The 26620-nt window shown below is 38.3% G+C and carries 22 protein-coding genes, 1 rRNA gene and 1 riboswitch; of the genes, 15 read left to right on the forward strand and 8 right to left on the reverse strand.

Annotated features, from left to right (window positions below; all coding sequences use genetic code 11):
* Nucleotides 1-35: 35 nt before the first annotated feature.
* Nucleotides 36-2216 (reverse strand): DNA helicase II, encoded by a 2181-nt coding sequence (gene uvrD / locus DV417_RS02225; RefSeq protein WP_192878524.1) that lies wholly within the window; start codon nt 2214-2216, stop codon nt 36-38.
* 120 nt (nt 2217-2336) lie between these two features.
* A riboswitch (TPP riboswitch) is annotated at nt 2337-2426 on the forward strand.
* Nucleotides 2427-2474: 48 nt separating this feature from the next.
* Between uvrD and DV417_RS02230 the strand changes: the two genes are divergently transcribed.
* Together DV417_RS02230 and htpG are read left to right on the forward strand one after the other, a co-directional pair.
* Entirely contained in the window at nt 2475-3536 is a 1062-nt protein-coding gene (locus tag DV417_RS02230; protein ID WP_005634953.1) for an ABC transporter substrate-binding protein, read from the forward strand.
* A gap of 121 nt (nt 3537-3657) precedes the next feature.
* Nucleotides 3658-5538 (forward strand): molecular chaperone HtpG, encoded by a 1881-nt coding sequence (gene htpG, locus DV417_RS02235; RefSeq protein WP_192878525.1) that lies wholly within the window; start codon nt 3658-3660, stop codon nt 5536-5538.
* A gap of 133 nt (nt 5539-5671) precedes the next feature.
* Here htpG and DV417_RS09390 read toward each other — a convergent pair whose 3' ends face one another.
* Nucleotides 5672-5827 (reverse strand): hypothetical protein, encoded by a 156-nt coding sequence (locus DV417_RS09390; RefSeq protein ID WP_162836956.1) that lies wholly within the window; start codon nt 5825-5827, stop codon nt 5672-5674.
* A 180-nt stretch (nt 5828-6007) separates the two neighbouring features.
* Between DV417_RS09390 and DV417_RS02240 the strand changes: the two genes are divergently transcribed.
* The 4 genes from DV417_RS02240 to DV417_RS02255 are packed head-to-tail and all read left to right on the forward strand — an operon-like array spanning nt 6008 to nt 8601.
* A complete protein-coding gene (locus DV417_RS02240; protein ID WP_192878526.1) occupies nt 6008-6406 on the forward strand; it encodes a helix-turn-helix domain-containing protein in 399 nt (132 codons plus the stop codon).
* Between the two features lie 8 nt (nt 6407-6414).
* Nucleotides 6415-6759, forward strand: a complete 345-nt coding sequence (locus DV417_RS02245) for an ArsC family reductase (protein WP_009766880.1) — start codon at nt 6415-6417, stop codon at nt 6757-6759.
* Nucleotides 6760-6785: 26 nt separating this feature from the next.
* Nucleotides 6786-7919, forward strand: coding sequence for a succinyl-diaminopimelate desuccinylase (gene dapE, locus DV417_RS02250; RefSeq protein ID WP_118878401.1), 1134 nt, complete (start codon nt 6786-6788; stop codon nt 7917-7919).
* A gap of 1 nt (nt 7920) precedes the next feature.
* Nucleotides 7921-8601 (forward strand): M15 family metallopeptidase, encoded by a 681-nt coding sequence (locus tag DV417_RS02255; RefSeq protein ID WP_118878403.1) that lies wholly within the window; start codon nt 7921-7923, stop codon nt 8599-8601.
* A gap of 35 nt (nt 8602-8636) precedes the next feature.
* Here DV417_RS02255 and fbpC read toward each other — a convergent pair whose 3' ends face one another.
* The 4 genes from fbpC to DV417_RS02275 all read right to left on the reverse strand — a co-directional run bounded on the left by fbpC (nt 8637) and on the right by DV417_RS02275 (nt 13997).
* Nucleotides 8637-9707, reverse strand: coding sequence for a Fe(3+) ABC transporter ATP-binding protein FbpC (fbpC, locus tag DV417_RS02260; protein ID WP_192878527.1), 1071 nt, complete (start codon nt 9705-9707; stop codon nt 8637-8639).
* Entirely contained in the window at nt 9694-11214 is a 1521-nt protein-coding gene (locus DV417_RS02265) for an ABC transporter permease (RefSeq protein WP_118878405.1), read from the reverse strand. Before DV417_RS02265 ends, fbpC begins: the two co-directional genes overlap by 14 nt.
* Nucleotides 11215-11284: 70 nt before the next feature.
* Entirely contained in the window at nt 11285-12283 is a 999-nt protein-coding gene (locus DV417_RS02270) for an iron ABC transporter substrate-binding protein (protein WP_118796380.1), read from the reverse strand.
* Between the two features lie 166 nt (nt 12284-12449).
* A complete protein-coding gene (locus DV417_RS02275) occupies nt 12450-13997 on the reverse strand; it encodes a class I SAM-dependent methyltransferase (RefSeq protein WP_192878528.1) in 1548 nt (515 codons plus the stop codon).
* Nucleotides 13998-14131: 134 nt separating this feature from the next.
* Between DV417_RS02275 and DV417_RS02280 the strand changes: the two genes are divergently transcribed.
* From DV417_RS02280 to DV417_RS02290, 3 genes are read left to right on the forward strand one after another with little or no spacing between them, the layout of a single operon-like run.
* Nucleotides 14132-15214, forward strand: coding sequence for a PhoH family protein (locus DV417_RS02280; protein WP_118878407.1), 1083 nt, complete (start codon nt 14132-14134; stop codon nt 15212-15214).
* Between the two features lies 1 nt (nt 15215).
* The gene (ybeY, locus tag DV417_RS02285; protein ID WP_009766889.1) at nt 15216-15680 is read left to right on the forward strand and encodes an rRNA maturation RNase YbeY; all 465 of its coding nucleotides are present in this window, start codon (nt 15216-15218) and stop codon (nt 15678-15680) included.
* Between the two features lie 17 nt (nt 15681-15697).
* Nucleotides 15698-16483 (forward strand): Cof-type HAD-IIB family hydrolase, encoded by a 786-nt coding sequence (locus tag DV417_RS02290; protein WP_192878532.1) that lies wholly within the window; start codon nt 15698-15700, stop codon nt 16481-16483.
* A gap of 37 nt (nt 16484-16520) precedes the next feature.
* Here DV417_RS02290 and DV417_RS02295 read toward each other — a convergent pair whose 3' ends face one another.
* A complete protein-coding gene (locus DV417_RS02295; RefSeq protein ID WP_192878529.1) occupies nt 16521-18329 on the reverse strand; it encodes an AMP-dependent synthetase/ligase in 1809 nt (602 codons plus the stop codon).
* A 193-nt stretch (nt 18330-18522) separates the two neighbouring features.
* Complete coding sequence (gene gap, locus DV417_RS02300) at nt 18523-19542, reverse strand: type I glyceraldehyde-3-phosphate dehydrogenase (RefSeq protein WP_005634934.1); 1020 nt, start codon at nt 19540-19542, stop codon at nt 18523-18525.
* A 250-nt stretch (nt 19543-19792) separates the two neighbouring features.
* On the opposite strand from gap, the gene gmk reads away from it, so the two are divergent.
* From gmk to DV417_RS02330, 6 genes are all read left to right on the forward strand, one after another.
* Entirely contained in the window at nt 19793-20419 is a 627-nt protein-coding gene (gene gmk / locus DV417_RS02305) for a guanylate kinase (RefSeq protein ID WP_118859170.1), read from the forward strand.
* A gap of 62 nt (nt 20420-20481) precedes the next feature.
* On the forward strand, nt 20482-20748 hold the full coding sequence (gene rpoZ, locus DV417_RS02310; protein ID WP_005625717.1) for a DNA-directed RNA polymerase subunit omega: 267 nt from the start codon (nt 20482-20484) through the stop codon (nt 20746-20748).
* 72 nt (nt 20749-20820) lie between these two features.
* On the forward strand, nt 20821-22935 hold the full coding sequence (gene spoT / locus DV417_RS02315) for a bifunctional GTP diphosphokinase/guanosine-3',5'-bis pyrophosphate 3'-pyrophosphohydrolase (protein ID WP_118878415.1): 2115 nt from the start codon (nt 20821-20823) through the stop codon (nt 22933-22935).
* On the forward strand, nt 22932-25013 hold the full coding sequence (recG, locus tag DV417_RS02320) for an ATP-dependent DNA helicase RecG (protein WP_118878417.1): 2082 nt from the start codon (nt 22932-22934) through the stop codon (nt 25011-25013). The genes spoT and recG overlap by 4 nt, the downstream gene beginning before the upstream one ends.
* Nucleotides 25014-25042: 29 nt before the next feature.
* Nucleotides 25043-25852, forward strand: a complete 810-nt coding sequence (gene murI / locus DV417_RS02325; protein WP_118878420.1) for a glutamate racemase — start codon at nt 25043-25045, stop codon at nt 25850-25852.
* Between the two features lie 335 nt (nt 25853-26187).
* Nucleotides 26188-26620: ribosomal RNA gene (locus tag DV417_RS02330) — 16S ribosomal RNA — on the forward strand; the annotation flags it as partial.

Consider the following 26620-nt stretch of genomic DNA (forward strand, 5'->3'; position numbering starts at 1 on the left):
GAAATTAATCGGTAGAAGTAAAACTCTCTTGGATTCTACCGCACTTTTTCCAGTTTTGCCAAATGTGCAATGAGCCATTTAATGCCTTGCGCTTGGAAGGCAATTTGGAGGCGAGTATTGTTATCTGATCCTTCGACATTAATGACGGTGCCAAAACCGAATTTTTCATGTTTGACTTTTTGACCCATTTTCCATTCATTTTCGACCGCACAGGTATTCGACAATGAACCGACTTTTGCTAGATTCATTGCGCGCGTGACAGTTCCTCGTAAACGAATTTCTTGGATACATTCTCGTGGTAATTCCGCAATAAAGCGTGATGGCAAATGGCGTTCTTCTTTGGCATATAATCGACGACTTTCTGCATAAGAGATGGTCAGTTTTTTCTTCGCGCGAGTAATACCGACGTAAGCTAAACGACGTTCTTCTTCTAAACGTCCAGGTTCTTCAAAAGAACGGAAACTTGGGAATAAACCTTCTTCTACGCCAACCATAAATACACGAGGAAATTCTAAGCCTTTAGCAGAGTGTAATGTCATCATTTCTACACAAGATTGATGCGGAGAAGCTTGTTCTTCACCTGCTTCTAAAGAGGCGTGAGTTAAAAAGGCGGTAAGCTCCGTCATATCTTCTGCATCATCAGGTTTGATGAATTCACGGGTTGCGGTAACTAATTCTTCCAAGTTTTCAATCCGCACTTCGCCTTTTTCACCTTTTTCTTGTTTATACATTTCATATAAACCTGAATGTTTAATCACAAAATCAGTTTGTGCGAAAAGCGGCATTTCTGCGGTATCAAGTTGTAGTGAATTAATTAATTCTTGGAAACGCAATAATGCTGTTGAGGCTCGCCCAGCCAACATATTTTCTTGTGTTGCGACTTGTACTGCTTGCCATAAGGTAATTTGGCGTTCGCGTGTTAAGTTACGCAATATATCTAAAGTGCGGTCACCAATGCCACGGGTTGGCGTATTAATTACACGCTCAAAAGCCGCATCATCTTGACGATTATTAATCAAACGAAGATAGGCTAACGCATCTTTAATTTCTTGACGTTCGAAGAAACGCATACCGCCATAAATACGATATGGAATTTGACAACGAATCAAGGCTTCTTCAATAACGCGTGATTGGCTATTACTACGATAAAGTACAGCGCAATCATCAAGTTTTCCGCCATGTTCTACCCAATCCTGAATTTGTGAGGCAATAAATTTTGCTTCGTCTAATTCATTAAAAGCGGCATAGATGCCCACTGGATTGCCTTTTTCACCCTCTGTCCATAAATTTTTACCAAGACGATCACTATTGTTTGCAATTAATTCATTTGCGCTGTTTAAGATATTGGCGGTAGAACGATAGTTTTGTTCAAGGCGGATTGTTTCGGCTTTGAAATCTTTCAAGAATTTTTGAATATTTTCGATTTGTGCGCCACGCCAACCATAAATAGATTGATCATCATCACCTACGATCATGACCTTGCCTGCGTTACCCGCAAGAATTTTGATCCATTTATATTGGATTTTATTGGTGTCTTGAAACTCATCCACCAAAATATGCTGAAAACGTTGTTGATAACGTTGCAAAATTAATGGTTTTTTCTCAAATAATTCATAGGCCCGAATTAATAATTCAGCAAAATCGACCAATCCTGCGCGATCGCAAGTGTCTTGATAGATCTTATAAATTTTAATCCATTCACGCTCTTGACGATCATTAAAATCTTCAATATCGTTTGGGCGCAAGCCTTCATCTTTTTTGTTATTGATGTACCAACAAGCCTGTTTAGGAGGAAAAGCTTTTTCATCAAAATTATGTAATTTTAATAACCGTTTAATTAAACGAAGTTGATCTTCTGAATCCAGAATTTGGAAATCTTGTGGCAATCCTACATCTAAATGATGGGCTCGTAATAAACGATGGGCAATGCTATGGAAGGTACCAATCCACATACCAAATAATTGATGTTGTGCGTGTTTGGCAAGGGTAGCTTGAATACGATGACGCATTTCTGCTGCTGCTTTATTGGTAAACGTTACTGCCATAATGCTGCCTTCAGAAATATTTTCTACCGCAATTAACCAAGCGATACGGTGCGTCAATACACGCGTTTTGCCAGAGCCTGCACCAGCTAGCACTAAGTGATTACCAAGAGGAGCTGCTACGGCTTCGCGTTGTTTATCGTTAAGTCCGTCAAGTAATTCAGAAATATCCATGATGAAATTTTTATCTGTTCAAATTTACAGGAATTATAAGTCTAATTTTTTTATATCACAATCAAGAAAATCATAAACTTATCAGACTTTACAAAAATAGTATTACAACTTATATTGATTCGCGGTTAGTCGGGGTGCGGACATCGCTGAGAAAATACCCGTGAACCTGAAACAGTTAGCACTGGCGTAGGAAACTAATCTCTCCTCCTTAAAGGGCTGACTTACTTTTTTCTGTATTCATATAAGTAAGGATGCATCATGACACTCTCTTTTTCTTTAAAAAATTCTTTTAAATTGACCGCACTTTCCAGTGTGCTTGGTTGCGGCTTATTAGGATTAAGTTTATCAACCCCTGCTCAAGCGGAAGGCAAATTAGTGCTTTATTGCAGTGTCCAAAATACGACTTGTGAAAAAGTCGCTCACGCGTTTAGCAAAAAATATAATGTGGACACTCAGTTTGTGCGTAATAGCACTGGGACTGTATTAGGCAAAATCAAAGCCGAAAAAGAAAATCCACAAGCAGATGTGTGGTATGGTGGTACATTGGAACCGCACTTTCAGGCTCGAGATGCTGGTTTGTTAGAAACTTATCGTTCTCCTCTGCAAAAAGAAATTATGCCTCAATTCAAAAAGCTCACTGAACAACGCGGCGATACTACGTCGATTATTTATCTTATGGAGCTTGGCATTGGGATGAATGAAAAACTGCTGGCTGAAAAAAATATTGCAAAACCTCAGTGTTATGCTGATTTATTAAAACCAGAATTTAAAGGGTTAATTCAATATCCAGATCCTCGAGTATCGGGCACTGGCTACACCATTCTTACAACTTTAATTGAAATTATGGGCGAAGATAAAGCCTTTGCTTATTTGAAAGAACTTGACAAAAACATTGCTCAATACACGAAAACTGGATTAGCAACGGCTAATATTTCTACTGGTGCAGCCGCAGTTGATATTGGTTTTATGCATACTTATGTGCGTGAAAAGGATAAAGGCGCACCGGTTATTGGGGCTTTACCTTGCGAAGGCACAGGTTATACGTTAGGGGCGGTCAGTATCATTAAAAATGGACGCAATTTAGATAATGCTAAACGCTTTGTCGATTTTGTTCTTTCTGCTGAAGCTCAAGAAATTCCTTGGCGTGAGGCGGATTCTTACCAACTGCCAACAAATATTCATGCCAAAGCACATCCACATCTTTCAGAGCCAGCAAAACTTAAATTACTTGATATTGATTTCATCAAGTTTGGTTCGGATCAAGAAGCGAAGCGATTAATAGAACGCTGGGTTGAAAATGTGAAGGAAAGAAAAGAGTAATTGATGTTAGCCTGATAAAAGTGCGGTGAAAATTCACCGCGCTTTGCTTTTCCCCTTGAAATCTTTCTTTTTATTCTTATATCTGTGACGTTCAATTTTTATCTTTATGAAGGAAAAAATTATGTCACAAAATCAAGAAACTCGTGGCTTCCAATCTGAAGTCAAACAACTTCTCCAATTAATGATTCATTCTTTGTATTCCAACAAAGAGATTTTTTTACGTGAATTAATTTCTAATGCCTCTGATGCAGCAGATAAATTACGCTTTAAAGCACTTTCCAACCCTGCTTTATATGAAGGTGATGGTGACTTGCGTGTGCGCGTTAGCTTTGATGCGGATAAAGGCACTATTACAATTAGCGATAACGGCATTGGTATGACTCGCGAGCAAGTCATCGATCATTTGGGGACGATTGCAAAATCAGGAACAAAAGAATTTTTAACCGCACTTGGCCAAGATCAAGCAAAAAATAGCCAACTTATTGGGCAATTTGGTGTAGGTTTCTATTCGGCGTTTATAGTTGCCGATAAAGTGACGGTGAAAACCCGTGCGGCAGGTGAGGCAACTGATAAAGGCGTACTCTGGGAATCTGTGGGCGAAGGCGAATATTCTGTGGCGGATATTGAGAAAAAATCCCGTGGCACAGATGTGATTTTACATTTACGCGAAGATGAAAAAGAATTTTTAAACGAATGGCGTTTACGTGAAATTATCGGTAAATATTCTGACCATATTGGCTTGCCAGTGGAAATGCTAACGAAAGAATACGATGATGAAGGCAAAGAGAGCGGTGAGAAATGGGAGAAAATTAATAAATCCGATGCACTTTGGACTCGTTCTAAAAATGATGTGTCCGATGAGGAATACAAAGAGTTTTATAAACACTTAAGCCATGATTTTGCTGATCCTGTGACTTGGGCGCATAACAAAGTTGAAGGAAATCAAGCATATACTAGTTTGCTTTATGTGCCAGCTAAAGCACCTTGGGATTTATTTAATCGCGAACATAAACACGGCTTAAAACTTTATGTTCAACGCGTATTTATTATGGATGATGCTGAGCAATTTATGCCTAATTATCTACGTTTTATGCATGGTTTAATCGATAGCAATGACTTGCCATTAAATGTATCTCGTGAAATTTTACAAGATAACAAAATTACTGCTGCACTACGCAAAGCATTAACTAAGCGTTCATTACAAATGCTAGAAAAATTAGCAAAAGATGATGCAGAAAAATATCTTCAATTCTGGAAAGAGTTTGGTTTAGTCTTGAAAGAAGGCCCTGCAGAAGATTTTGGTAACAAAGAAACTGTTGCGAAGTTATTGCGTTTTGCTTCAACGCATAATGATAGCAGCGAGCAAACTGTATCTTTAGAAGATTACATCTCGCGTATGAAAGAGGGGCAAAAAGCTATCTATTACATTACAGCGGATAGTTATGTCGCAGCGAAAAATAGCCCGCACTTGGAATTATTCAATAAAAAAGGCATTGAGGTTTTATTGCTTTCCGATCGCATTGATGAATGGATGTTAAGCTATTTAACTGAATTCGATGGTAAACAATTACAAAGTATTACAAAAGCAGATTTAGATTTAGGCGATTTAGCGGATAAAGAATCTGAAACACAAAAACAACAAGATGAAGCTTTTGGTAGTTTTATTGAACGTGTGAAAAACTTACTTGGCGAACGGGTAAAAACGGTGCGTTTAACACACAATTTAACGGATACACCAGCGGTGGTTTCTACAGATAATGATCAAATGACGACCCAAATGTCGAAATTGTTTGCAGCTGCAGGGCAACCTGTACCAGAAGTAAAATACACTTTTGAACTTAATCCAGAACACTATTTAGTGAAAAAAGTGGCTGATATTGCCGATGAAACTGAATTTGCTGATTGGGTGGAATTGTTGCTCGAACAAGCTATGTTAGCAGAGCGCGGATCTTTGGAAAATCCAGCTGTGTTTATTAAGCGCATTAATAAGTTGTTGGCATAATAAATAAACGCCTTGGTGTAGTTCCAAGGCGTTTTTAGTTTCAATCTATTTTTGAATAGATTATTTTATTTCACCACCTAACTTATTTTCATCACTTAGTTGTAAATAAGATAAATGTAGTCTTTTCTTTTTTTTATTGTCCGCCTGGGCGACGATCAGCGGCACGATCTCCACAGGCTGAGCCATCTTTTGCGGTTTGCCAATAATGATCACATCTTCCTGCGTTAGCAAAAGATGAAAATGTACCTAAAGCAAATGTTGCTAATAAAATCATTACAATTTTTTTCATATATACTCCAATGTAAATTAAACATAGTATGAATAAAACACGACACTAAATTGACTTTAGGTTAAAATCTTCATGCGGTGTATATTCTTATAAATTATAATTCTATGGATATTATACAAAAGATAGTAGTTGTAATGATGTTCTATACTATTTGTTACTTGACAAAATATGAGGTCTAAAATGAGCGTTAATGAGAAAGTAAGATTATTCAGAGAGTTAAATCAATGGTCTCAAGAAGAAATGGCTGAAAGAATGAATATGTCTGTGGCTGGATATGCAAAAATTGAAAGAGGTGAAACGAATATAAGCCTTCATAAATTGAAACAGATAGCATCAGTCCTACAAATAGATCTTTTGGATTTGGTATCCACCCATGATAGCGGCGTTATTTTAGTTGGTGGAGAAAATAATCAAAATCATTTTCGTAATAACTATTATGGTAATCAAGCAGCTGAGTTAGAAGTAGAAAAATTAAAGTTAGAATTAAAACATAAAGATGAATTATTGAAACAAAGAGAAAATGAATTAGAAATTTTAAGAGATATAGTAAATTTATTAAAACAACAAATGAAAGATTAGGGGATATTATGCTAATAGTCTATGGCATTAAAAATTGCGATACAGTAAAAAAAGCGTTGAAATGGCTAGCGGATCACAACATTGAACACAAACTTCACGACTACCGTGTTGATGGTTTAGATTCTAATTTTTTAGTCCAAGCAGAAGCTAAATTTGGCTGGGATGTATTGGTGAATAAACGCAGTACAACTTGGCGTAATTTGGATGAACAAGTTAAAAATTCTCTTGATAAAACGACCGCACTTTCCGTGTTGGCGGAAAATCCAACCTTAATTAAACGCCCAATTATTTTACAAGATGGAAAGGCATTAATTGGATTTAATGAAAAGGAATATCAGGCTGCTTTTGCTTAAAGTGCGGTTATTTTTTAGGAGTTTTTATGAGAGAAAAAGTGGTTTCGTTGGCGCGAGATTTAATTCGTCGCCCGTCTATTAGCCCTAATGACGAAGGCTGTCAGCAAATTATCGCTGAACGTTTAGAAAAGTTAGGTTTTCAAATTGAATGGATGCCTTTTAATGATACGCTGAATTTGTGGGCAAAACATGGAGCGGGTGAGCCAGTTATTGCTTTTGCGGGACATACGGATGTTGTGCCTACTGGTGATGAAAATCAATGGTCGTATTCTCCGTTTTCTGCTGAGATTATTGATGGCATGCTTTATGGCCGTGGTGCGGCGGATATGAAAGGCTCCCTTGCAGCAATGATTTTGGCGGCAGAAGAATACGTAAAAGCTAACCCTAACCATAAAGGTACTATTGCATTATTGATTACGTCTGACGAAGAGGCAGCCGCAAAAGACGGCACCGTGCGAGTGGTTGAGACTTTAATGACGCGTGATGAAAAAGTTACTTATTGTATGGTTGGCGAGCCATCGAGTGCTAAAAACTTAGGCGATGTTGTCAAAAATGGTCGCCGAGGCTCCATTACAGGAAATCTTTATATTCAGGGGATTCAAGGACATGTGGCATATCCGCATTTAGCCGAAAACCCAATCCATAAAGCAGCCCCATTTTTGCAAGAATTAACAACTTACCAATGGGATGAAGGCAATGAGTTTTTCCCTCCAACAAGCCTACAAATTGCTAATATTCATGCGGGTACAGGAAGTAATAATGTGATTCCAGGCGAGTTATATATTCAGTTCAATTTGCGTTATTGCACAGAAGTAACGGATGAAATCATCAAGCAAAAAGTGGCTGAAATGCTAGAAAAACACAATTTGAAATATCGTATTGAATGGAATTTATCAGGTAAACCGTTTTTAACAAAACCAGGTAAATTATTAGATTCGATAACCTCCGCTATTGAGGAAATCACAGGCATAACGCCAAAGGCTGAAACAGGTGGTGGCACGTCAGATGGTCGTTTTATTGCATTGATGGGCGCTGAAGTAGTGGAATTTGGTCCGCTTAACGCAACAATTCATAAAGTAAATGAATGTGTCAGTGTTGAAGATCTTGGAAAGTGCGGTGAAATTTATCACAAAATGTTAGTGAATTTATTGGATAGCTAAAATGAAATTAACGCCAGAAATGCTTACAGGAAAGTCCCGTGAGCATTTAGTCAATTTACCCGCAACTCATTCATCAAATCATTTTTTGCAAACACAAGCTGTGCAAGCATTTCAAGGGCTGCAACAAAGTGCGGCGAAAAATGGTTTTAATTTACAGCCAGCGAGTAGTTTTCGTGATTTTGAACGCCAGCAGCTTATTTGGAACAGCAAGTTTAAGGGCGAGAGAAAAGTCCATGATGACACAGGAAAGGCATTAGATTTGAGCCAATTAGATGACTGGCAAAAATGTCAGGTGATTTTACGTTGGTCTGCATTGCCAGGGGCGAGCCGTCATCATTGGGGAACGGAAGTGGATATTTTCGATCCTGATCTTTTGCCACAGGGGCAATCTTTACAACTGGAGCCTTGGGAATATGAAAAAGGTGGCTATTTCTTTGAATTGAGTGAATTTCTTACCGAAAATTTACCGCACTTTGATTTTGCTTTGCCTTTTATAAATATGCACTCCAATAAGAAAGTGGGGCGGGAGCCTTGGCATATCAGTTATTTGCCGTTAGCTGAATTGGCAAGCCAGCAATTTTCTCCAGACATTTTGCAACAGGCGTGGAAAGGGGAAAATATTTTAGGCGCAGACTGTTTAATATCAAATCTTGAACAAATTTTTTCTGAATATATTGTTTAAAAATAAAGCCTTATCGTGAAGATAAGGCTTTATTTTTAGGAGTAAAAAAGCCCTTTTCCATGCAAATAAATTGGCAGCTCATCGCCAATAGATAAATCAGGGAAAATGATGTTCTCAATCCATATTGCGTAGCCATTAATTTCAATTTGAATAGCAGTAATTTTCCCTTTAAATTCGATTTGTTTCACTTGCCCTTTGAAAAGTGCGGTTGGATTTTCCGATGTTTTAAACAGGTTGAATTGTTCGGGACGAAGTAAAATCTTACCTTGTTTCAGCGAGATTGATTTATTTTTTACTGGAATATTACCTAATTGGCATTGAACTGTGTTTTCATCAATCAGATTCGCCGATAGCACGAGGTTGTCACCAATAAAACTTGCGGTTTCAATATGATTAGGCAACCAATAAAGTGTACGAGGCGTGTCGATTTGTAAAATTTTTCCTTGTTGGATAACCGCGATTTTATCCGCATAACGTAATGCTTCATCACGATCATGGGTGACGAAAATCGCTGATGCACCACTTTGACGCAGTGCTTTTAGCATATCATGACGAATTTGCTGGCGTAGATGTTCATCTAAGGCACTAAAAGGTTCGTCTAATAAAATCAGTTCTGGATTCGGTGCTAGTGCTCGAGCTAGCGCCACGCGTTGTTGTTGTCCGCCTGAGAGTTGGTGAGGAAAACGTTCTGCCAGTTCACTAATTCCAGTGAGTTGCATTGCCTGCTCAATCCTCATTTTCTCTTCATCCGTTTTCCCTTTTCCATTCCCTAATCCATAAGCAATGTTACGATAGACATTTAAGTGAGGGAACAGAACGCCTTCTTGCACCACATAACCTAGATGGCGCTGTTGCGTTGGCACATTCGTATTCTCGCCAAAAATTAACCGCTCTTTTAGCCAAATTTCGCCCGTATTGGGTTGTTCAAATCCAGCAATTGCACGTAATAAGGTTGTTTTTCCACAACCAGAGGCACCAAGCAAAAAGAGGATTTCACCTCGTTGCAAGGTAAAGGAAATATCGTGTAGAACTTGTTGTTCATTAAAAAATTTATTGAGATTTTTAATGGTTAATAAAGGATTATTTATCATTTTATTTGAATGCATATTTTTTCAATAAAAACACAGGAATCCCTGAAAAGAGAACGAGCATTAAGGCATAAGGCGTTGCCGCAGCGTATTGTGCATCACTGGTATATTCCCAAACGGCAATAGAAAGGGTTTTGATGTCGTTTGGCGTGAGCAAAAGTGTTGCAGTAAGCTCTTTCATTAAATTCAAAAATACTAGAGAGAATGCCGCCGCAATGCCTGGTAGCATTGCAGGTAATGTTAAAGTTCGGAAAATATAGAATGGGCTTCGTCCTAGGCTTTGTCCTACTTTCTCAATATTATCAGAAAGTTGCTCAAGTGAGGCTCTAAGTGTGGTTTGTGCCATTGGTAAATAGAGCATAAAGTAAGCTACGATAATAACTAAAAAGGTTTGATATAAGCTGTTAGCATAGTTGATCGTAAAGTAGATCAGCGATAATGCGATAACTAAGCCGGGTACGGCGTGTAATAGATAAGGTAATCGATCAATCCAAATGGTTAATTTGCTACGATAGCGTACGGCGGCCCAAACTAACGGCAAGGCACAAATTACGGTAAGCAGTGCGCCTAAGCTTGAAATGATAAATGAATTGCTGAATGCCGATAAAAATTCTGAAAAATCACCCGCACTTTCGAGTGAAGTTCCCACAATAAGCCAGTAAATTAACATAATCACAGGCACGCCAATGCTTAAGATGAATATGCTAGAGAAAAAAACGAAAGTTAAACATTGTTTGCCAAAAGAAAGCGTTTTTACTGGATAAGGACGAGTGACACCTTTGCCACTGTTGTAAAGCGTTTGTTTACCTCGGAAGAATGTTTCTCCCAGCACAATAATGCTACAAATTGCCATTAATACAGCGGAAAGTAGTGCTGCGGTGCTGTTATTAAAAGACATTTCATATTCTTGGAAAATAGCTGTGGTGAATGTTTGGTAATTTAAAATTGAAACTGCACCGAAATCCACGAGCATATGTAATGCTATCAGTAACAAACTACTACCTATTGCCGGTTTTAATTGCGGGAAAATAGCGTGCCAAAAGGTGTAAGTTTGGCTTTTTCCTAATGAAAGGCTTACTTCTTCAAGAGAGCGATCTAGTCGTTTAAGTGTGGCTGAAATAGGCAAGTAAGCGAGTGGGAAAGAGCTTAATGTCATGATGCCAATTGTTCCCCAAAAACCTTCTACTCGAAAGGTGAGGCTGATCCAAGTAAAACAGCTTACAAATGCAGGAATACAAAGTGGCAAACTCATCGCCACTTCAAAAAATGATTTGCCGAAAAAACGATATCGTTCAAGTAAAAATGCACAAAGCGTACCGAGAAAAATGGAACCAATGGTTACGCAGACCATGAGAAGCATTGTGTTGCTCAGTAATTCCCCCATTCTCGGGCGAATAAGAAGCTCAAGGCTACGACCTAATCCGACTTCAATCGCACGGAAAAGAATATACAGAAATGGTAATAAGAGCGGTAAACCAATAAGTAAAATAATGATGGTGAGCCAAAGTGGGGGAGTTCGGGTCAAAAGATAGTCCTTTATATGTGGCAACTGTATCTCCACTTTGGGTGAAAATACAGTTGCGACGTTAGCGGGCTTATTTTAAACCAGCTTCTTCAATTAATTTATTTGCTTGTTCTTTATCTTGAGCCGTAGTTGCTGAAACTACTGGTGCTTGCAATTTAGCATAAGGTTCCATATTGAATGGAGAAGTCACATCTGTACGTAATGGATATTCTGCACGTACAGCAACTAAGGCTTCTTGACCTTTTTTGCTTGCTAAGAAGTCCACGAATTTTTTCGCTTCTTCTTTATTTTTAGATGATTTTAAGATTGCAGCACCAGAATAAGTGACTAATGCACCAGGGTCTTTATGACGAATAAAGTACAAACGAGTTTTTAAGTTTTCTGCGCCTTTTTCTTTTGCTAGTGCATACCAGTAGTAGTTATTAATTAAGGCTGCAGGCACTTCGCCATTTTCAACAGCTTGCAGTGCAACACTGTTTTTCGCGTAAAGCTTACCATTTTCTTTTAAGCCTTTTAACCAATTAAGCGCAACTTTGTCGCCTTTTAGTTTAACAATGGCCACAACTTGTTCTAAGAATGCACCAGAGGTTGGTACATAACCGATTTTATCTTTCCATTTTGGTGTCGCGTAATCAAGCACTGATTTTTCCATATCTTTTTCAGATAATTTAGTGTGATCATAAACCACAACACGAGAACGACCACTTAATGCGATCCAATCTTTTTTAGGTGCCACTGGTACACCTTGGTGAGAGGTTTGTTTGATCGTATTGGCTGAAAGTGGTTCTAATAAACCCGCTTCAGAAAGTGCGGCAAATGGAGAAGTTTGTTCTGAATAGAATACATCGGCTGGGCTTTTATCGCCTTCTTCTTTAAGTTGACCAGCTAACTGTTCACTTTTAGCACTATTTAAAGTGACTTTGATGCCGGTTTCTTGCGTAAATGCATCAGCTACGGCTTTTGCAGCTTCTTTATGTTGGCCGTTATAAACGGTAATATCGGCAAAGCTACTTGCTGAGAATGTAAGTGCGGCAGCGAGTGTAGCAATTTTGAAAGATTTGAATGTCATTGAAAACTCCTTGTTTTATGAGAATGAATGTTTTAATTAAGCCTGAATGACCCTTATTCTATTTTCAAACTCATTTAAATGCAAATAATTCTCAATTTTTATTTGTAACAAAACAAAAGGAGAGCAGTTAGCTCTCCTTCAATATATTGATTTCTTTGAATTTTGTTTATAGTGGGGCTGGTTGAATGTAACCTAAGTCTGCTAATACTGTACAAATAGAATCACATAATCCTGAACAATCAAACTCTTCATCAATGAGTTTTTCGTTGTTGTTCATATCTTTGTAGCCATTTTCAATTAAATATGCTTTGAGTGACACATTGAGGGCCGCTTTAGTGGTCGGTGTTTTCATTTGAGACATCATATAAACATGCAGTTCATTTAAATTTTCAACTCCACAGTTATACATATTGCCTGCTCCTATATATTGATTTGCACCTTCTAATAAAGCTTGAGAATATTGATTAAAGCGTTTTGGTATATAGGTTTTGTTATCTTCAAATGTATATGTTTGATATGGTGTAAGAAATACATTGATATAGCCTAAGACTATAGCTAACAATACAGAAGAATAAATTTGATTCTCGGTGAGATTTTCAAATTCTTTATGTTCAGCAACGTAATCAATTAATGATTGAATAGTGAAATGACCTACTTGATAGATAAAGTGTTCAAGTAATTTTTCTACATCTTGATTATTAAATATATTGCTCAGATTATTTTCTTTGCCTTGATTAATGAACGTTAGTTTATTTAATAAATCTGTCTTTATGTTCTCAGTGCGGTTAATGTTATCTTGTAAATGAGCATGGCATAGTAAACTTCTTCTAAATGCTACATCGTAAAGATAATCTAGGCATTGCTCACGTGCAACATAATCTGTTTCGGATAATTGATTGATCATGTCACGGAGATGTTGCGGCATCCAAGAAATATATGAAAGTTGAAAATCCGTATCACCAATATAAGCCAATTGATGCTGATGTAGACTATCAACAAATTGATTTAAATAGAGTGGATTGTTATGATATTCGAGATATTCATGAGCAACATAATGCTCGCCTTTTGTTTGAATTCCATCAAAGTTCTCAATTCTACTTTGATTTTTAGATTTTTCAGACTCAATCGATTTAATTGCATCTGAGAATAATTGAACAACGGCTTTACCACGACGAGTTTGCTCAGAAAGCGGTAAATTTTGTGTGTATTTATTAGCATAGAGCATAATATCTCGTGCAACTTCTCGGTTTTTCCAACCCGGATAGGTATTGTAAGAAATATAAGCAATACCGTTTGTCGTTAAATTTTTGCGGCAAACTTCAAGAATTTTGTTTTTAACATTTTCAGGCACCCAAGAATAAATACCATGTATGATGATGTAGTCAAACATACCAAATTCAGGCGTAATATCGAGAATATTTTTTGTTTCTAAACGAACGTTTGTTAATCCCATTGATTTGATGATTTCATTACCTTGAGTAATTTGACTATCTGATAAATCAATGCCCACAAATTCAGTATCTGGATAATAAACCGCTTGAGAAATTAAGTTTCCACCAAAAGAAGAACCTAATTCTAATACTTTAGCACCTTTGAGTGCTGGTGGTGTTAATCCCCATAATGTTGCATTTCCTTCCAAAAGCGCAATGCTCGTGTAAGAAAAGGGTTTTGAGTAGTATCTAAGTTCGTCGTAGCGGTTATTTTGTTCGGTCATAATCTATCCAGTTTGTCACATAATTGAGGGCACATATTATAGAGGGAATAGGGATGAAAACAAAGCGATGATTATTTCCCATGAAGTGATAATTACGCTAGAATAAACGCAATTTTCACCAGCTTAGTGTCCTCATGCTTTCATTTACTCTCGAACCTCAAGATAATGCACGTTTGCAATCTTTATGCGGTGCATTTGATGATCATCTAAAACTTATCGAAAAACAATTTAATCTTGTCATTGCTCGTCATAATTTCACTTTTAATATTGATACAGTGGAAGAGGATCCAAAACCTTATCATGCAAAATTGATAAAAAGTGCGGTGAAATTAATCCAAGATTTATATGTTGAAACTGCGCCCGTAAAAGGTAAAGTGAAAGAGTTAGATTTGGAAGATGTGCATATGGCTTTACAAGAAAGCCGAATGCTATCTCAAGTTGAACCGAACCGTGCTGAAAATAATGTTTTCAGTACAACGATTAAAACTAAACGAGGCGTGATTAAGCCTCGAGGTGAAAATCAAGTTCAATATTTGCATAATATTTTAACTCACGATATTAGTTTTGGTATTGGCCCAGCAGGAACGGGGAAAACATTCTTAGCGGTTGCCGCTGCAGTTGAAGCCTTAGAACGTCAAGAAATTCGTCGTGTCTTACTGACGAGGCCTGCGGTGGAAGCGGGCGAAAAGCTAGGTTTTTTACCAGGGGATTTAGGTCAGAAAATCGAACCTTATTTACGTCCGCTTTATGATGCTTTATTTGAAATGCTAGGTTTTGAGCGTGTGCAAAAATTAATGGAACGTAATGTTATTGAAATTGCCCCTTTGGCTTATATGCGTGGACGTACACTCAATGATAGTTTTATTATTTTAGATGAAAGCCAAAATACGACAGTTGAGCAAATGAAAATGTTTTTAACCCGCATTGGTTTTAATTCTAAAGCCGTGATTACGGGCGATATTACGCAAATTGACTTACCTCGTAGCACAAAATCTGGTTTACGCCATGCTATTGAAGTGTTGGAAAAAGTACCAGAATTAAGTTTTAACTATTTTGATAGCAAAGATATTGTGCGCCATCCGGTGGTGGCTAAAGTCGTGCAAGCATACGAAGCATGGGAAGTGCAAGATGAAATTCGTCGCAAAGAATTAGCGGAGCTTCGTAAAGCCGAACGTGAAAAAGAGCGGTCAGAAATTGAAAAGAATTTAGGAGAGTAGAATGGGAAGTATATTCGTTGATCTGCAAATTGCCACAGAAAATATAGAGGGTTTGCCAACAGAAGAGCAAATTGTGCAGTGGGCAACAGCGGCTGTTCAACCTGAAGGGGATGAAGTCGAAATGACGGTTCGTATTGTGGATGAAGCCGAAAGCCATGAATTAAATTTAACTTATCGCGGCAAGGATCGCCCGACTAACGTGCTTTCATTTCCATTTGAATGCCCTGATGAGGTGGAGTTGCCGTTGTTAGGGGATCTCGTTATTTGTCGTCAAGTCGTGGAGCGAGAAGCCGCAGAACAAGAGAAACCATTAATGGCACATTGGGCTCATATGGTCGTGCATGGTAGCTTACATTTACTCGGTTATGATCATATTGAAGACGATGAAGCGGAAGAAATGGAAAGCTTAGAAACTCAAATTATGCAAGGATTAGGCTTTGATGACCCTTATCTAGCTGAGAAATAATTTTATTCGGAGTAATGATGTATAAAGCGGTATTTAGTGATTTTGATGGCACCTTATTAACCTCTCAACATACCATTTCCCCTCGAACTATTGCAGCAATTAAGCGTTTAACGGTAAATAGTATTCCTTTTGTGCCAATTTCGGCGCGTTCTCCTTTGGGTATTTTGCCTTATTGGAAACAGCTTGAAACGAATAATGTGCTTGTTGCATTTAGTGGCGCGCTTATTTTGAATCAATATCTTGAACCAATTTATAGCGTACAAATTGATCCAAAAGATATTTTAGACATTAATACCGTTTTGGCGGATCATCCTTTTCTTGGCGTGAATTATTATACAAATAATGATTGCCATGCTCGCGATGTAGAAAATAAATGGGTGATTTATGAACGCAGTGTTACCAAAATTGAGATTCATCCTTTTGATGAAGTGGAGACACGTTCGCCACATAAAATTCAAATTATTGGAGAAGCACAAGAAATCATCGAGATTGAAATTATTTTAAAGGAAAAATTTCCACATCTGAGCATTTGTCGTTCTCATGCTAACTTTTTAGAGGTGATGCATAAGAGTGCTACCAAAGGAAGTGCGGTGTGTTTTTTGGAAGATTATTTTGGCGTACAAACCAGTGAGGTGATTGCGTTTGGTGATAACTTTAATGATCTGGATATGCTAGAACATGCGGGGCTTGGGGTGGCAATGGGAAATGCACCTAATGAAATTAAACAAGCTGCAAATGTAGTCACCGCGACCAATAATGAAGATGGGTTAGCATTAATTTTGGAAGAAAAATTTCCTGAATAATTGGCAAGAAAAAGGCTCTCAAACGAGAGCCTTTTAGTTATGAATTTTTTGATTCTTTTGAATTATACATATCTTCAATTTGCTTACGATAACGTTCTAAAATCACTTTTCTACGTAATTTTAATGTTGGTGTAATTTCACCTAATTTGATGCTGAATGCTTGAGAAAGTAACGTGAATTTTTTTACTTGCTCGAAATGAGCCAATTCTTTTTGTACTGCATTAATACGCTGCTCAAACATTTTTAGAATTTCAGAATTTTTTAGTAATTCTAAGCGGTCATGATATTTAATATTGAGCTGTTTAGCGTACTCTTCCAAACTATCAAAGCAAGGCACAATAAGTGCAGATACATATTTTTTCGCATCGGCGATGATCGCAATTTGTTCGATAAATTTATCTTTACCGATTTTGCTTTCGATATATTGTGGTGCGATATATTTGCCGTTTGAGGTTTTCATTAATTCTTTAATACGATCGGTAATAAATAAATTGCCTTGTTCGTCAAATTCTCCTGCATCGCCAGTTTTTAAGAAACCATCTTCTGTGAAGACTTGAGCCGTTTCTTCTGGCTTCTTGTAATAGCCTTTCATCACCATTCCGCCACGCACGAGGATTTCATTATTTTCCCCAATTTTAACTTCCGCTTTTGGCATGAGTGTGCCGATTGAATTTGGGTTAAATTGGAAATCATGCCAGCAAGAAACGGTCGCAGTTGTTTCTGTCATGCCATAGCCTAATTTGATGTTGATACCAATAGCATGGAAAAATAGCCCAATAGCCAGTTCTAATTTTGCTCCTCCGCAAGGCATCATTTTTATACGCCCCCCCAATAATTGGCGAAGTTTTGAGAGCACTAATTTATCTGCCAAAGCAAATTGTTTTTTCAACAAGAACGGAATAGTTTTGTTATTCGCACGTAAATCAAAATGTTTTTGTCCTACGGAAATTGCCCAATGGAACATTATTTGGCGAAGTTTTGGTGCTTTTTGAACTTTATCCAACACGGCGGCATAAATTTTTTCGTAAAAACGCGGTACGGCACACATTAAGGTTGGGCGAATTTCCATTAAAGCTGACCGCACTTGATTGGTGTCTTCTAAATAGCAAAGTATTGCACCTCTATGAAGAATATAAGCCGCCCAGGCCCGTTCAAAAATATGAGAGAATGGTAAGAAAGAAAGTGAAACGTCCTGATCTGTCACATTAAGTGAAAGATCATGTGTTTCTAATTGGTGAGCGAGATTAGCGTAATCTAACATGACACCTTTAGGCTCTCCCGTTGTGCCAGAGGTATAAATAATCGTAAATAAATCCGATAATTGTTTTTGATTTAAGCGCTGGGTTAGTTCATTTTGTTGGGCGTTTGAATCTGTTTCAATAAAACTTTCCCAAGAGCAAGAAAGAGGATCTTGTTGTAATTGAATGGTGGGTTTCATTGCCACGATTTTTTGTAATTGTGGACAATGATGAGCGATTTCTAATGCTTGATCGTATTGCTCTTGATCGCCGACGAATAGAATTTTTATATCGGCGTGATTTAGGATAAATTCTGCTTGCTGGGCTGTATTGGTTGCGTAAATAGGTACTGTGATTGCTCGAATTTGTAACGTCGCAATGTCAGCGATTGTCCAACGTTCCATATTATGGGCAAAAATGCCGATTTTATCTTGTACGTCAATATTGTGAGCAAGTAATGCACGAGAAAGTTGATTGAGTTGATCTTGAAAGTTTTTCCAAGAGATGTCTCTCCACAAGCCGTGTTCTTTATAGCGAAGTGCGGTCATATTTGCACGAGTTTTGGCTTGTTGTTGAATACGATGAACAAAATGGAGATCGAGATTCATATTAACCCTATTTTTTGATTTTATTGAGCGAACAGTTGTGCGCTAATATAATCTTAAATAGGAATAAAAGCTAGAAGAATATTGATTGTTTTAAATTATTTTTAGTGATCCCTTGTTCATTTTTAGATCGTAAACTAAATTATAGATAATAAAAAACCGCTCCGAAGAGCGGTTAATTTTTTCAAAGTTTTAATTAGCCTTTGTAGTTGTAAATGTGAGCTACTAAGTCTAATACTTTGTTTGAGTAACCAGTTTCGTTATCGTACCAAGATACTAATTTAACGAAAGAATCAGTTAATGCGATACCAGCGTCTGCATCAAATACAGAAGTTAAAGTACAGCCGTTGAAGTCAGTAGAAACAACAGCATCTTCAGTGTAACCTAATACGCCTTTTAATTCACCATTGAAAGTTTTACCTTCAGCAGCGTCTTTGATTGCTTGTTTGATGGCATCGTAAGAAGCTGGTTTTTCAAGGTTAACAGTTAAGTCAACAACAGATACGTTTGGAGTTGGAACACGGAAAGCCATACCGGTTAATTTACCGTTTAATGCAGGTAATACTTTACCTACTGCTTTCGCTGCACCTGTTGAAGATGGAATGATGTTTTGTGATGCACCGCGGCCGCCGCGCCAGTCTTTAGCTGATGGACCATCCACAGTTTTTTGAGTTGCAGTTGTTGCGTGAACAGTGGTCATTAAACCATCTTTGATACCGAAAGTTTCATGAACAACACGTGCTAAAGGAGCTAAACAGTTTGTTGTACAAGATGCGTTAGAAACGATATCTTGACCTGCGTATGCGTTGAAGTTTACACCACGAACGAACATTGGCGTTGCATCTTTAGATGGACCAGTTAATACAACTTTTTTTGCACCTGCAGTGATGTGTTTACGAGCAGTTTCATCAGTTAAGAATAAACCAGTCGCTTCAACCGCGATATCAACACCGATTGCACCCCAGTTTAAGTTTGCTGGATCACGTTCTGCAGTTACACGGATAGTTTTACCGTTAACGACTAAGTTACCATCTTTCACTTCAACAGTGCCGTCGAAACGACCATGAGTTGAATCATATTTCAACATATAAGCCATGTATTCAACGTCGATTAAGTCGTTAATACCTACAACTTCGATGTCATCACGGTGTTGTGCTGCACGGAATACGATACGGCCGATACGACCAAAACCATTGATACCAATTTTAATTGCCATAAGATTTTCACCTTTTATTTAAGTTAAACAAATCTGTTTGCTTTGAGTAATACTGCTCACTCAGTAAGACAGCGCACAGAGTATAGCACGAGCATTTTTATAAAACTATAAACCCTACTACTTTTTTGTGATCTATATCAAATCATCATTAGAATGAAAAAGTACCGTAAAAAATCATCGCACTTTTGATGATTTTTTATAGAGAAATCTGCATAATATACTGAAATTGTTAGAGAAGGTTAAATGTTCTATGTCTCAAGGTAATCTTTATATTTTGTCTGCACCAAGTGGTGCGGGAAAATCTTCATTAATTTCAGCATTATTGGCATCAGATAGCTCAACTCAAAAAATGGTTTCTGTGTCACATACGACTCGTGCTCCACGTCTGGGTGAAGTTGAAGGCGTACACTATTATTTTGTATCAAAAGAAGAGTTTGAATCGCTCATTGAGCAAGATTTATTTCTAGAATATGCCAAAGTTTTTGGTGGAAATTATTATGGAACCTCTTTACCTGCGATTGAAGAAAATTTAGCAAAAGGTATTGATGTATTTTTAGATATTGATTGGCAAGGCGCTCAACAAATCCGTAAAAAAGTGCCTTCGGTAAAAAGCATTTTTATTTTACCGCCTTCATTACCAGAATTAGAACATCGTTTAATTGGTCGTGGGCAAGATAGTGAAGAGGTTATCGCTGAACGAATGTCAAAAGCGATAAGTGAAATTTCGCATTATGATGAATATGATTATGTTATTGTGAATGATGATTTTGAGAAAGCATTAAAAGATTTACAAAGTATTTTGCAGTCGGAACGCTTAACTAAAGATTATCAACAAAAACAAAATGCAATGTTAATTCAACAGCTACTAGCAAAATAGGGCGAAATTGAGTATTATAACGCCCTTTCAATAGAGTAATTTTTGACAAATCGGAGTAAATTATGGCTCGTGTTACTGTGCAAGATGCAGTAGAAAAAATTGGTAACCGTTTTGATTTAATTTTAACGGCTGCGCGTCGTGCAAGACAATTACAACTTAACCAAAGTGCGCCGTTAGTGCCAGAAGATAATGACAAACCAACAGTAATCGCATTGCGTGAAATCGAAAAAGGTTTGATTAATCAAGATATTATGGATGCACAAGAATTCCAAGAAATGGCTAAAGTGCAAGAAACTGAAGAAGCAGCTGTTGCATTAATTACAGAATAATCTTTTAAAAGTGCGGTAAAAAATCACGATATTTTAACCGCACTTTCTCTTTCAACGATAAGTAGGTCTCCTTTGGAACTGTTTGCGGATTTAGATCGAATTATTCAAGGGTATTTGCCCGCAGATAAAATTGAGCTCATCAAGCGTGCATTTGTGATTGCAAGAGATGCGCACGAAGGACAATTTCGCTCCAGTGGCGAACCTTACATTACCCATCCAGTGGCGGTAGCCTCCATTATTGCTCAACTACACTTAGATCACGAAGCGGTAATGGCTGCGCTTTTGCACGATGTTATCGAAGATACACCTTATACAGAAGAACAACTGAAAGAAGAGTTCGGTGCCAGTGTGGCTGAAATTGTGGATGGTGTATCAAAACTCGATAAGTTGAAATTTCGTACTCGCCAAGAAGCACAAGTCGAGAATTTTCGCAAAATGATTTTGGCGATGACGCGTGATATTCGCGTTGTGTTAATAAAGCTTGCTGACCGCACGCATAATATGCGCACGCTTGGTTCGTTACGACCAGATAAACGCCGCCGTATTGCGAAAGAAACGCTTGAAATCTATTGTCCGCTTGCTCATCGTTTAGGCATTGAGCATATCAAAAATGAATTAGAAGACTTATCTTTTCAGGCAATGCATCCACACCGTTATGAGGTGTTAAAAAAACTCATTGATGTAGCGCGGAGTAACCGACAAGATTTAATCGAACGAATTTCACAAGAGATTAAAGTGCGGTTAGAAAACGCAGGCATTTTTGCCCGAGTGTGGGGACGTGAAAAACACCTTTACAAGATCTATCAAAAAATGCGCATAAAGGATCAAGAATTCCACTCTATTATGGATATTTATGCGTTCCGTGTGATTGTAAAAAATGTGGATGATTGTTATCGCGTTTTGGGGCAAATGCATAATCTTTATAAGCCACGCCCTGGTCGAGTAAAGGATTATATCGCCGTACCTAAAGCAAATGGCTATCAGTCTTTGCAAACTTCAATGATTGGGCCGAAAGGTGTTCCCGTAGAAGTTCATATCCATACTGAGGATATGGAACAAGTCGCCGAAATGGGCATTACGGCGCATTGGGTTTATAAAGAAAATGGTAAAAACGACAGTACAACCGCACAAATCCGCGCACAACGCTGGTTGCAAAGTTTGGTCGAAATTCAACAAAGTGTAGGGAACTCGTTTGAGTTTATTGAGAATGTAAAATCAGAGTTTTTCCCGAAAGAAATTTATGTTTTTACGCCAAAAGGTCGAATTGTTGAGCTGCCAATGGGCGCAACGGCAGTGGATTTCGCTTATGCCGTGCATTCAGATGTGGGGAATACTTGTGTTGGCGTAACCGTTGAGCATAAACCTTACCCGCTTTCGCAAGCTCTTGAGTCTGGGCAAACGGTCAATATCATCACCGATCCAAATGCGCATCCTGAAGCCGCATGGTTAAATTTCGTGGTAACTGCTCGTGCGAAAACACGGATTCGCCATTATCTCAAACAGCGTTGTGAAGAGGATGCGGTAAAATTAGGTGAGGTTGAGCTTAATGCGGCATTACAACCACATAATTTAGGCGATTTTTCTATTCAACAAATTAGAACGGTATTAGATGCTTTAGCACTTTCTTCTTTAGATGAATTATTACGAGAAATTGGTTTAGGCAATCAGTCTGCCGCCATCATTGCGCATCAATTTGTGGGCGTGCCGTTAGAATCTTCTAATACTCAGAATTTTGAATTTGAATCCAAAATTCTCACTATTGCACCAATGCAAGTTGGTAAAACACAATTTGCTCAATGTTGTCATCCAATCCCTGGTGATCCTATCGTGGGATGTAGTACACAAGAAAACACAGTGGTGGTACACCATCAACATTGTGCCAGTTTGAAAAATGCTTGTTGCCAATCACTGGCTAAATGGGATAATGTTCAAAGTGCGGTGAATTTTGAGGCTGAATTACAAATAGAAATATTGAATGAGCAGAATGCCTTGCTTAGTTTAATGACCGCAATTTCTGCGAGCGAAAGCAGTCTTCAAAATATTTGGACGGAAGAATTAGAGAACAATTTATTGCTTGTGATTTTGCAGGTTTGTGTAAAAGATATCAAACACCTTGCCAATATCGTTCATCGTATTAAAGGCATCACTGGCGTCGTTAATGTTAAACGCAATATTAATGAGCTATGAGCATTGAACTTCTCGATGCCGTACCTTTGACCAGCCTCTCTGGTGTTGGTGCGGCCATTTCTAATAAACTGGCTAAAATCGGCGTTCATAACCTGCAAGATCTACTCTTTCATTTACCTATTCGCTATGAAGATCGTACGCGAATTACACCAATCGCTAATCTTCGCCCCGAACAATATTTTACCATTGAAGGAATTGTACAAACTTGTGAAATCGCTTTTGGCCGTCGCCCGATTTTATCGGTCAGTTTGTCAGACGGCACATCGAAAATTATGTTACGTTTTTTCAATTTTAATGCGGGAATGCGTAATAGTTTTCAAGTTGGTGTGCGAGTAAAGGCTTTTGGCGAAGTGAAACGTGGGCGTCACATGCCAGAAATTCATCATCCAGAATATCAAATTGTGCGAGATAATGCGCCTATTGTATTGGAAGAAACCCTAACGCCGATTTATTCCACAACGGAAGGGCTTAAACAAAATTCATTACGAAAATTAACGGATCAGGCTTTGGCATTGCTCGACAAAGTTCAGATTGCAGAAATTTTGCCTAATGAATTTAATCCACATCAATATAGCTTAAAAGAGGCATTGCGATTATTGCATCGTCCGCCGCCAGATATTTCATTAGAAATGTTAGAGCAAGGTAAGCATCCTGCCCAACAACGATTAATCTTTGAAGAGCTGCTGGCGCATAATTTAGCTATGCAAAAAGTGCGGTTAGGAACGCAGCAATTTTTTGCCTTACCGCTACATTATCAAACAGATTTGAAACAGCGATTTTTAGCCACCTTGCCATTTCAGCCAACTAATGCGCAAAAGCGAGTAGTGTCGGATATTGAACAAGATCTTATCAAAGATTATCCGATGATGCGTTTAGTGCAAGGGGATGTCGGTTCGGGAAAAACATTGGTTGCCGCACTGGCTGCTTTAACGGCAATTGATAATGGCAAACAAGTCGCCTTAATGGCACCAACAGAAATTCTTGCAGAACAGCACGCGAATAATTTTCGACGTTGGTTTGAGCCTTTCGGTATCGAAGTTGGTTGGTTAGCCGGTAAAGTAAAAGGAAAATCAAGACAAGCAGAGCTTGAAAAAATTAAAACTGGTGCGGTGCAAATGGTGGTGGGGACGCACGCTTTATTCCAAGAAGAAGTCGAGTTTTCTGACTTAGCATTAGTGATTATTGATGAACAGCACCGTTTTGGGGTGCATCAACGATTAATGTTGCGTGAGAAAGGCGAAAAAGCGGGATTTTATCCCCATCAGTTAATTATGACGGCCACGCCGATACCAAGAACGTTAGCAATGACTGTCTATGCCGATTTGGATACATCAATTATTGATGAATTGCCTCCCGGTCGTACGCCTATAACAACAGTGGTGGTTTCTGAAGAACGTCGCGCTGAAATTGTGATGCGTGTAAAAAACGCTTGTGTTAATGAAAAACGCCAAGCCTATTGGGTGTGTACGTTAATTGATGAATCAGAGGTTTTAGAAGCTCAAGCCGCAGAAGCGATTTGGGAAGATCTAACTAAGGCATTGCCTATGTTAAATATTGGGTTAGTACACGGGCGGATGAAACCACAAGAAAAACAAGATGTCATGATGCGTTTTAAAAATGCAGAATTGGATTTATTGGTGGCAACGACAGTAATCGAAGTGGGTGTTGATGTTCCGAATGCAAGTTTGATGATTATTGAAAATGCAGAGCGTTTAGGTTTATCGCAACTTCATCAGTTACGAGGGCGGGTCGGTCGAGGCAGTACGGCTTCTTTTTGTGTACTAATGTATAAACCTCCGCTCGGTAAAGTTTCGCAAAAACGCTTGCAAGTGTTACGAGATAGCCAAGATGGGTTTGTTATTTCGGAAAAAGATTTAGAAATTCGCGGGCCTGGTGAAGTGCTTGGAACGAAACAAACAGGCATTGCTGAATTGCGAGTAGCAAATTTAATGCGAGATAGAAAAATGATACCAACGGTGCAATTTTATGCAAAATCACTTATCCTAAAATACCCAGATCTAGCAGAAAGTCTGATTCGTCGTTGGTTAAATAATAAAGAGATTTACTCGAACGCTTAAAAGTGCGGTCAATTTTCAAAGAGTTTTAAATGGATAAAAAAGAAAAACGCCCAACTGTACTTTTTTTTGACTCTGGAGTGGGTGGGTTTAGCGTATATCGTGAAGCCAAAAAATTATTACCAAATTGGCATTATCTCTATTGTTTTGATAATGCTGGTTTCCCTTATTCAGAACGCGAAGAAGAAAGTATTATTCAGCGCACTTTAGCGGTTTGCCAACTTATTAATCAACGTTATCCATTAGATGCCATCGTGATAGCTTGCAATACAGCGAGTACTGTTGTGCTTCCGCCTTTGCGAGCTGCTTTTGATATTCCTATCATTGGGACTGTACCAGCTATTAAACCTGCATCAGAAATAACAAAGACAAAACATATTGGTTTATTAGCTACAAAGGGTACTGTAAAGCGTCATTATGTCGATGATTTAATTAATAAATTTGCGCAAGATTGTGTTGTTGAGAGATTGGGAACAACAAAATTAGTAGAAATTGCGGAACAAAAAATTCGTGGTCATTCCGTTGATCTAATTGGTTTAAAAGATGAGTTATCTCCGTGGGCAGACATGGCAGATTTGGATACATTAGTTTTAGGTTGTACTCACTTTCCACTCATCAAAGATGAAATTCAGTTGTGCTTGCCACAAATTAAATATTTTATGGATCCTGGAGCAGCGATTGCTAAGCGGATAAAATATTTGCTCGATGGTAAAAGTATACGTGCTCAAGGTGAAAAACATAATCAAATGTTTTGCACCGAACATTTTCCTGAAGAATCTCAATTTAAAAAAGCTTTACACTTATGGGGATTTGAATCTTTAGATGTAATAAAAATAGACTAAAATTGATGTTAAATAGACCTTTTTGTATTAACTTTATCCAAAAGATCATTTTTTTAAATATTTTTACAAAAAAGTACTTGCAAGGGATTTGAAAATCCCTATAATGCACCGCACACAACGACGCACTGTTGTGAAATTTTTAAGTTTACAAGTGCGTCGTTGTTTTTTGCTCTTTAACAATATATCAGACAATCTGTGTGGGCACTTGTTGATTGACTTGTTTTAAAAATATTTTTAATTTTGAAGTCTTAATAGGTGCTTAACTGAAAATTCATAATTACTTTTAAAGTAGTGTTTTATTTTATAGCTAAGTAGTTTATTGAGCGATTGAACTTGAATTGAAGAGTTTGATCATGGCTCAGATTGAACGCTGGCGGCAGGCTTAACACATGCAAGTCGAACGGTAGCAGAAGAAAGCTTGCTTTCTTGCTGACGAGTGGCGGACGGGTGAGTAATGCTTGGGAATCTGGCTTATGGAGGGGGATAACTACGGGAAACTGTAGCTAATACCGCGTAGTGTCGAGAGACGAAAGTGCGGGACCGCAAGGCCGCATGCCATGAGATGAGCCCAAGTGGGATTAGGTAGTTGGTGGGGTAAAGGCCTACCAAGCCTGCGATCTCTAGCTGGTCTGAGAGGATGACCAGCCACACTGGAACTGAGACACGGTCCAGACTCCTACGGGAGGCAGCAGTGGGGAATATTGCGCAATGGGGGGAACCCTGACGCAGCCATGCCGCGTGAATGAAGAAGGCCTTCGGGTTGTAAAG

This window comes from Haemophilus haemolyticus, from assembly GCF_003490935.1.
GTDB lineage: Bacteria > Pseudomonadota > Gammaproteobacteria > Enterobacterales > Pasteurellaceae > Haemophilus > Haemophilus haemolyticus_M.

What these genes read in the sequence shown, in the direction of transcription:
- DV417_RS02275 (WP_192878528.1), bottom strand. Translation starts at nt 13,997, where the DNA reads ATGACCGAACAAAATAACCGCTACGACGAACTTAGATACTACTCAAAA.
- gmk (WP_118859170.1), top strand. Translation starts at nt 19,793, where the DNA reads ATGTCTCAAGGTAATCTTTATATTTTGTCTGCACCAAGTGGTGCGGGA.
- fbpC (WP_192878527.1), bottom strand. Translation starts at nt 9,707, where the DNA reads ATGCATTCAAATAAAATGATAAATAATCCTTTATTAACCATTAAAAAT.
- DV417_RS02230 (WP_005634953.1), top strand. Translation starts at nt 2,475, where the DNA reads ATGACACTCTCTTTTTCTTTAAAAAATTCTTTTAAATTGACCGCACTT.
- uvrD (WP_192878524.1), bottom strand. Translation starts at nt 2,216, where the DNA reads ATGGATATTTCTGAATTACTTGACGGACTTAACGATAAACAACGCGAA.
- DV417_RS02295 (WP_192878529.1), bottom strand. Translation starts at nt 18,329, where the DNA reads ATGAATCTCGATCTCCATTTTGTTCATCGTATTCAACAACAAGCCAAA.
- DV417_RS02240 (WP_192878526.1), top strand. Translation starts at nt 6,008, where the DNA reads ATGAGCGTTAATGAGAAAGTAAGATTATTCAGAGAGTTAAATCAATGG.
- gap (WP_005634934.1), bottom strand. Translation starts at nt 19,542, where the DNA reads ATGGCAATTAAAATTGGTATCAATGGTTTTGGTCGTATCGGCCGTATC.
- DV417_RS02245 (WP_009766880.1), top strand. Translation starts at nt 6,415, where the DNA reads ATGCTAATAGTCTATGGCATTAAAAATTGCGATACAGTAAAAAAAGCG.
- dapE (WP_118878401.1), top strand. Translation starts at nt 6,786, where the DNA reads ATGAGAGAAAAAGTGGTTTCGTTGGCGCGAGATTTAATTCGTCGCCCG.
- DV417_RS09390 (WP_162836956.1), bottom strand. Translation starts at nt 5,827, where the DNA reads ATGAAAAAAATTGTAATGATTTTATTAGCAACATTTGCTTTAGGTACA.
- DV417_RS02280 (WP_118878407.1), top strand. Translation starts at nt 14,132, where the DNA reads ATGCTTTCATTTACTCTCGAACCTCAAGATAATGCACGTTTGCAATCT.
- DV417_RS02290 (WP_192878532.1), top strand. Translation starts at nt 15,698, where the DNA reads ATGTATAAAGCGGTATTTAGTGATTTTGATGGCACCTTATTAACCTCT.
- recG (WP_118878417.1), top strand. Translation starts at nt 22,932, where the DNA reads ATGAGCATTGAACTTCTCGATGCCGTACCTTTGACCAGCCTCTCTGGT.
- murI (WP_118878420.1), top strand. Translation starts at nt 25,043, where the DNA reads ATGGATAAAAAAGAAAAACGCCCAACTGTACTTTTTTTTGACTCTGGA.
- DV417_RS02270 (WP_118796380.1), bottom strand. Translation starts at nt 12,283, where the DNA reads ATGACATTCAAATCTTTCAAAATTGCTACACTCGCTGCCGCACTTACA.
- DV417_RS02255 (WP_118878403.1), top strand. Translation starts at nt 7,921, where the DNA reads ATGAAATTAACGCCAGAAATGCTTACAGGAAAGTCCCGTGAGCATTTA.
- rpoZ (WP_005625717.1), top strand. Translation starts at nt 20,482, where the DNA reads ATGGCTCGTGTTACTGTGCAAGATGCAGTAGAAAAAATTGGTAACCGT.
- ybeY (WP_009766889.1), top strand. Translation starts at nt 15,216, where the DNA reads ATGGGAAGTATATTCGTTGATCTGCAAATTGCCACAGAAAATATAGAG.
- htpG (WP_192878525.1), top strand. Translation starts at nt 3,658, where the DNA reads ATGTCACAAAATCAAGAAACTCGTGGCTTCCAATCTGAAGTCAAACAA.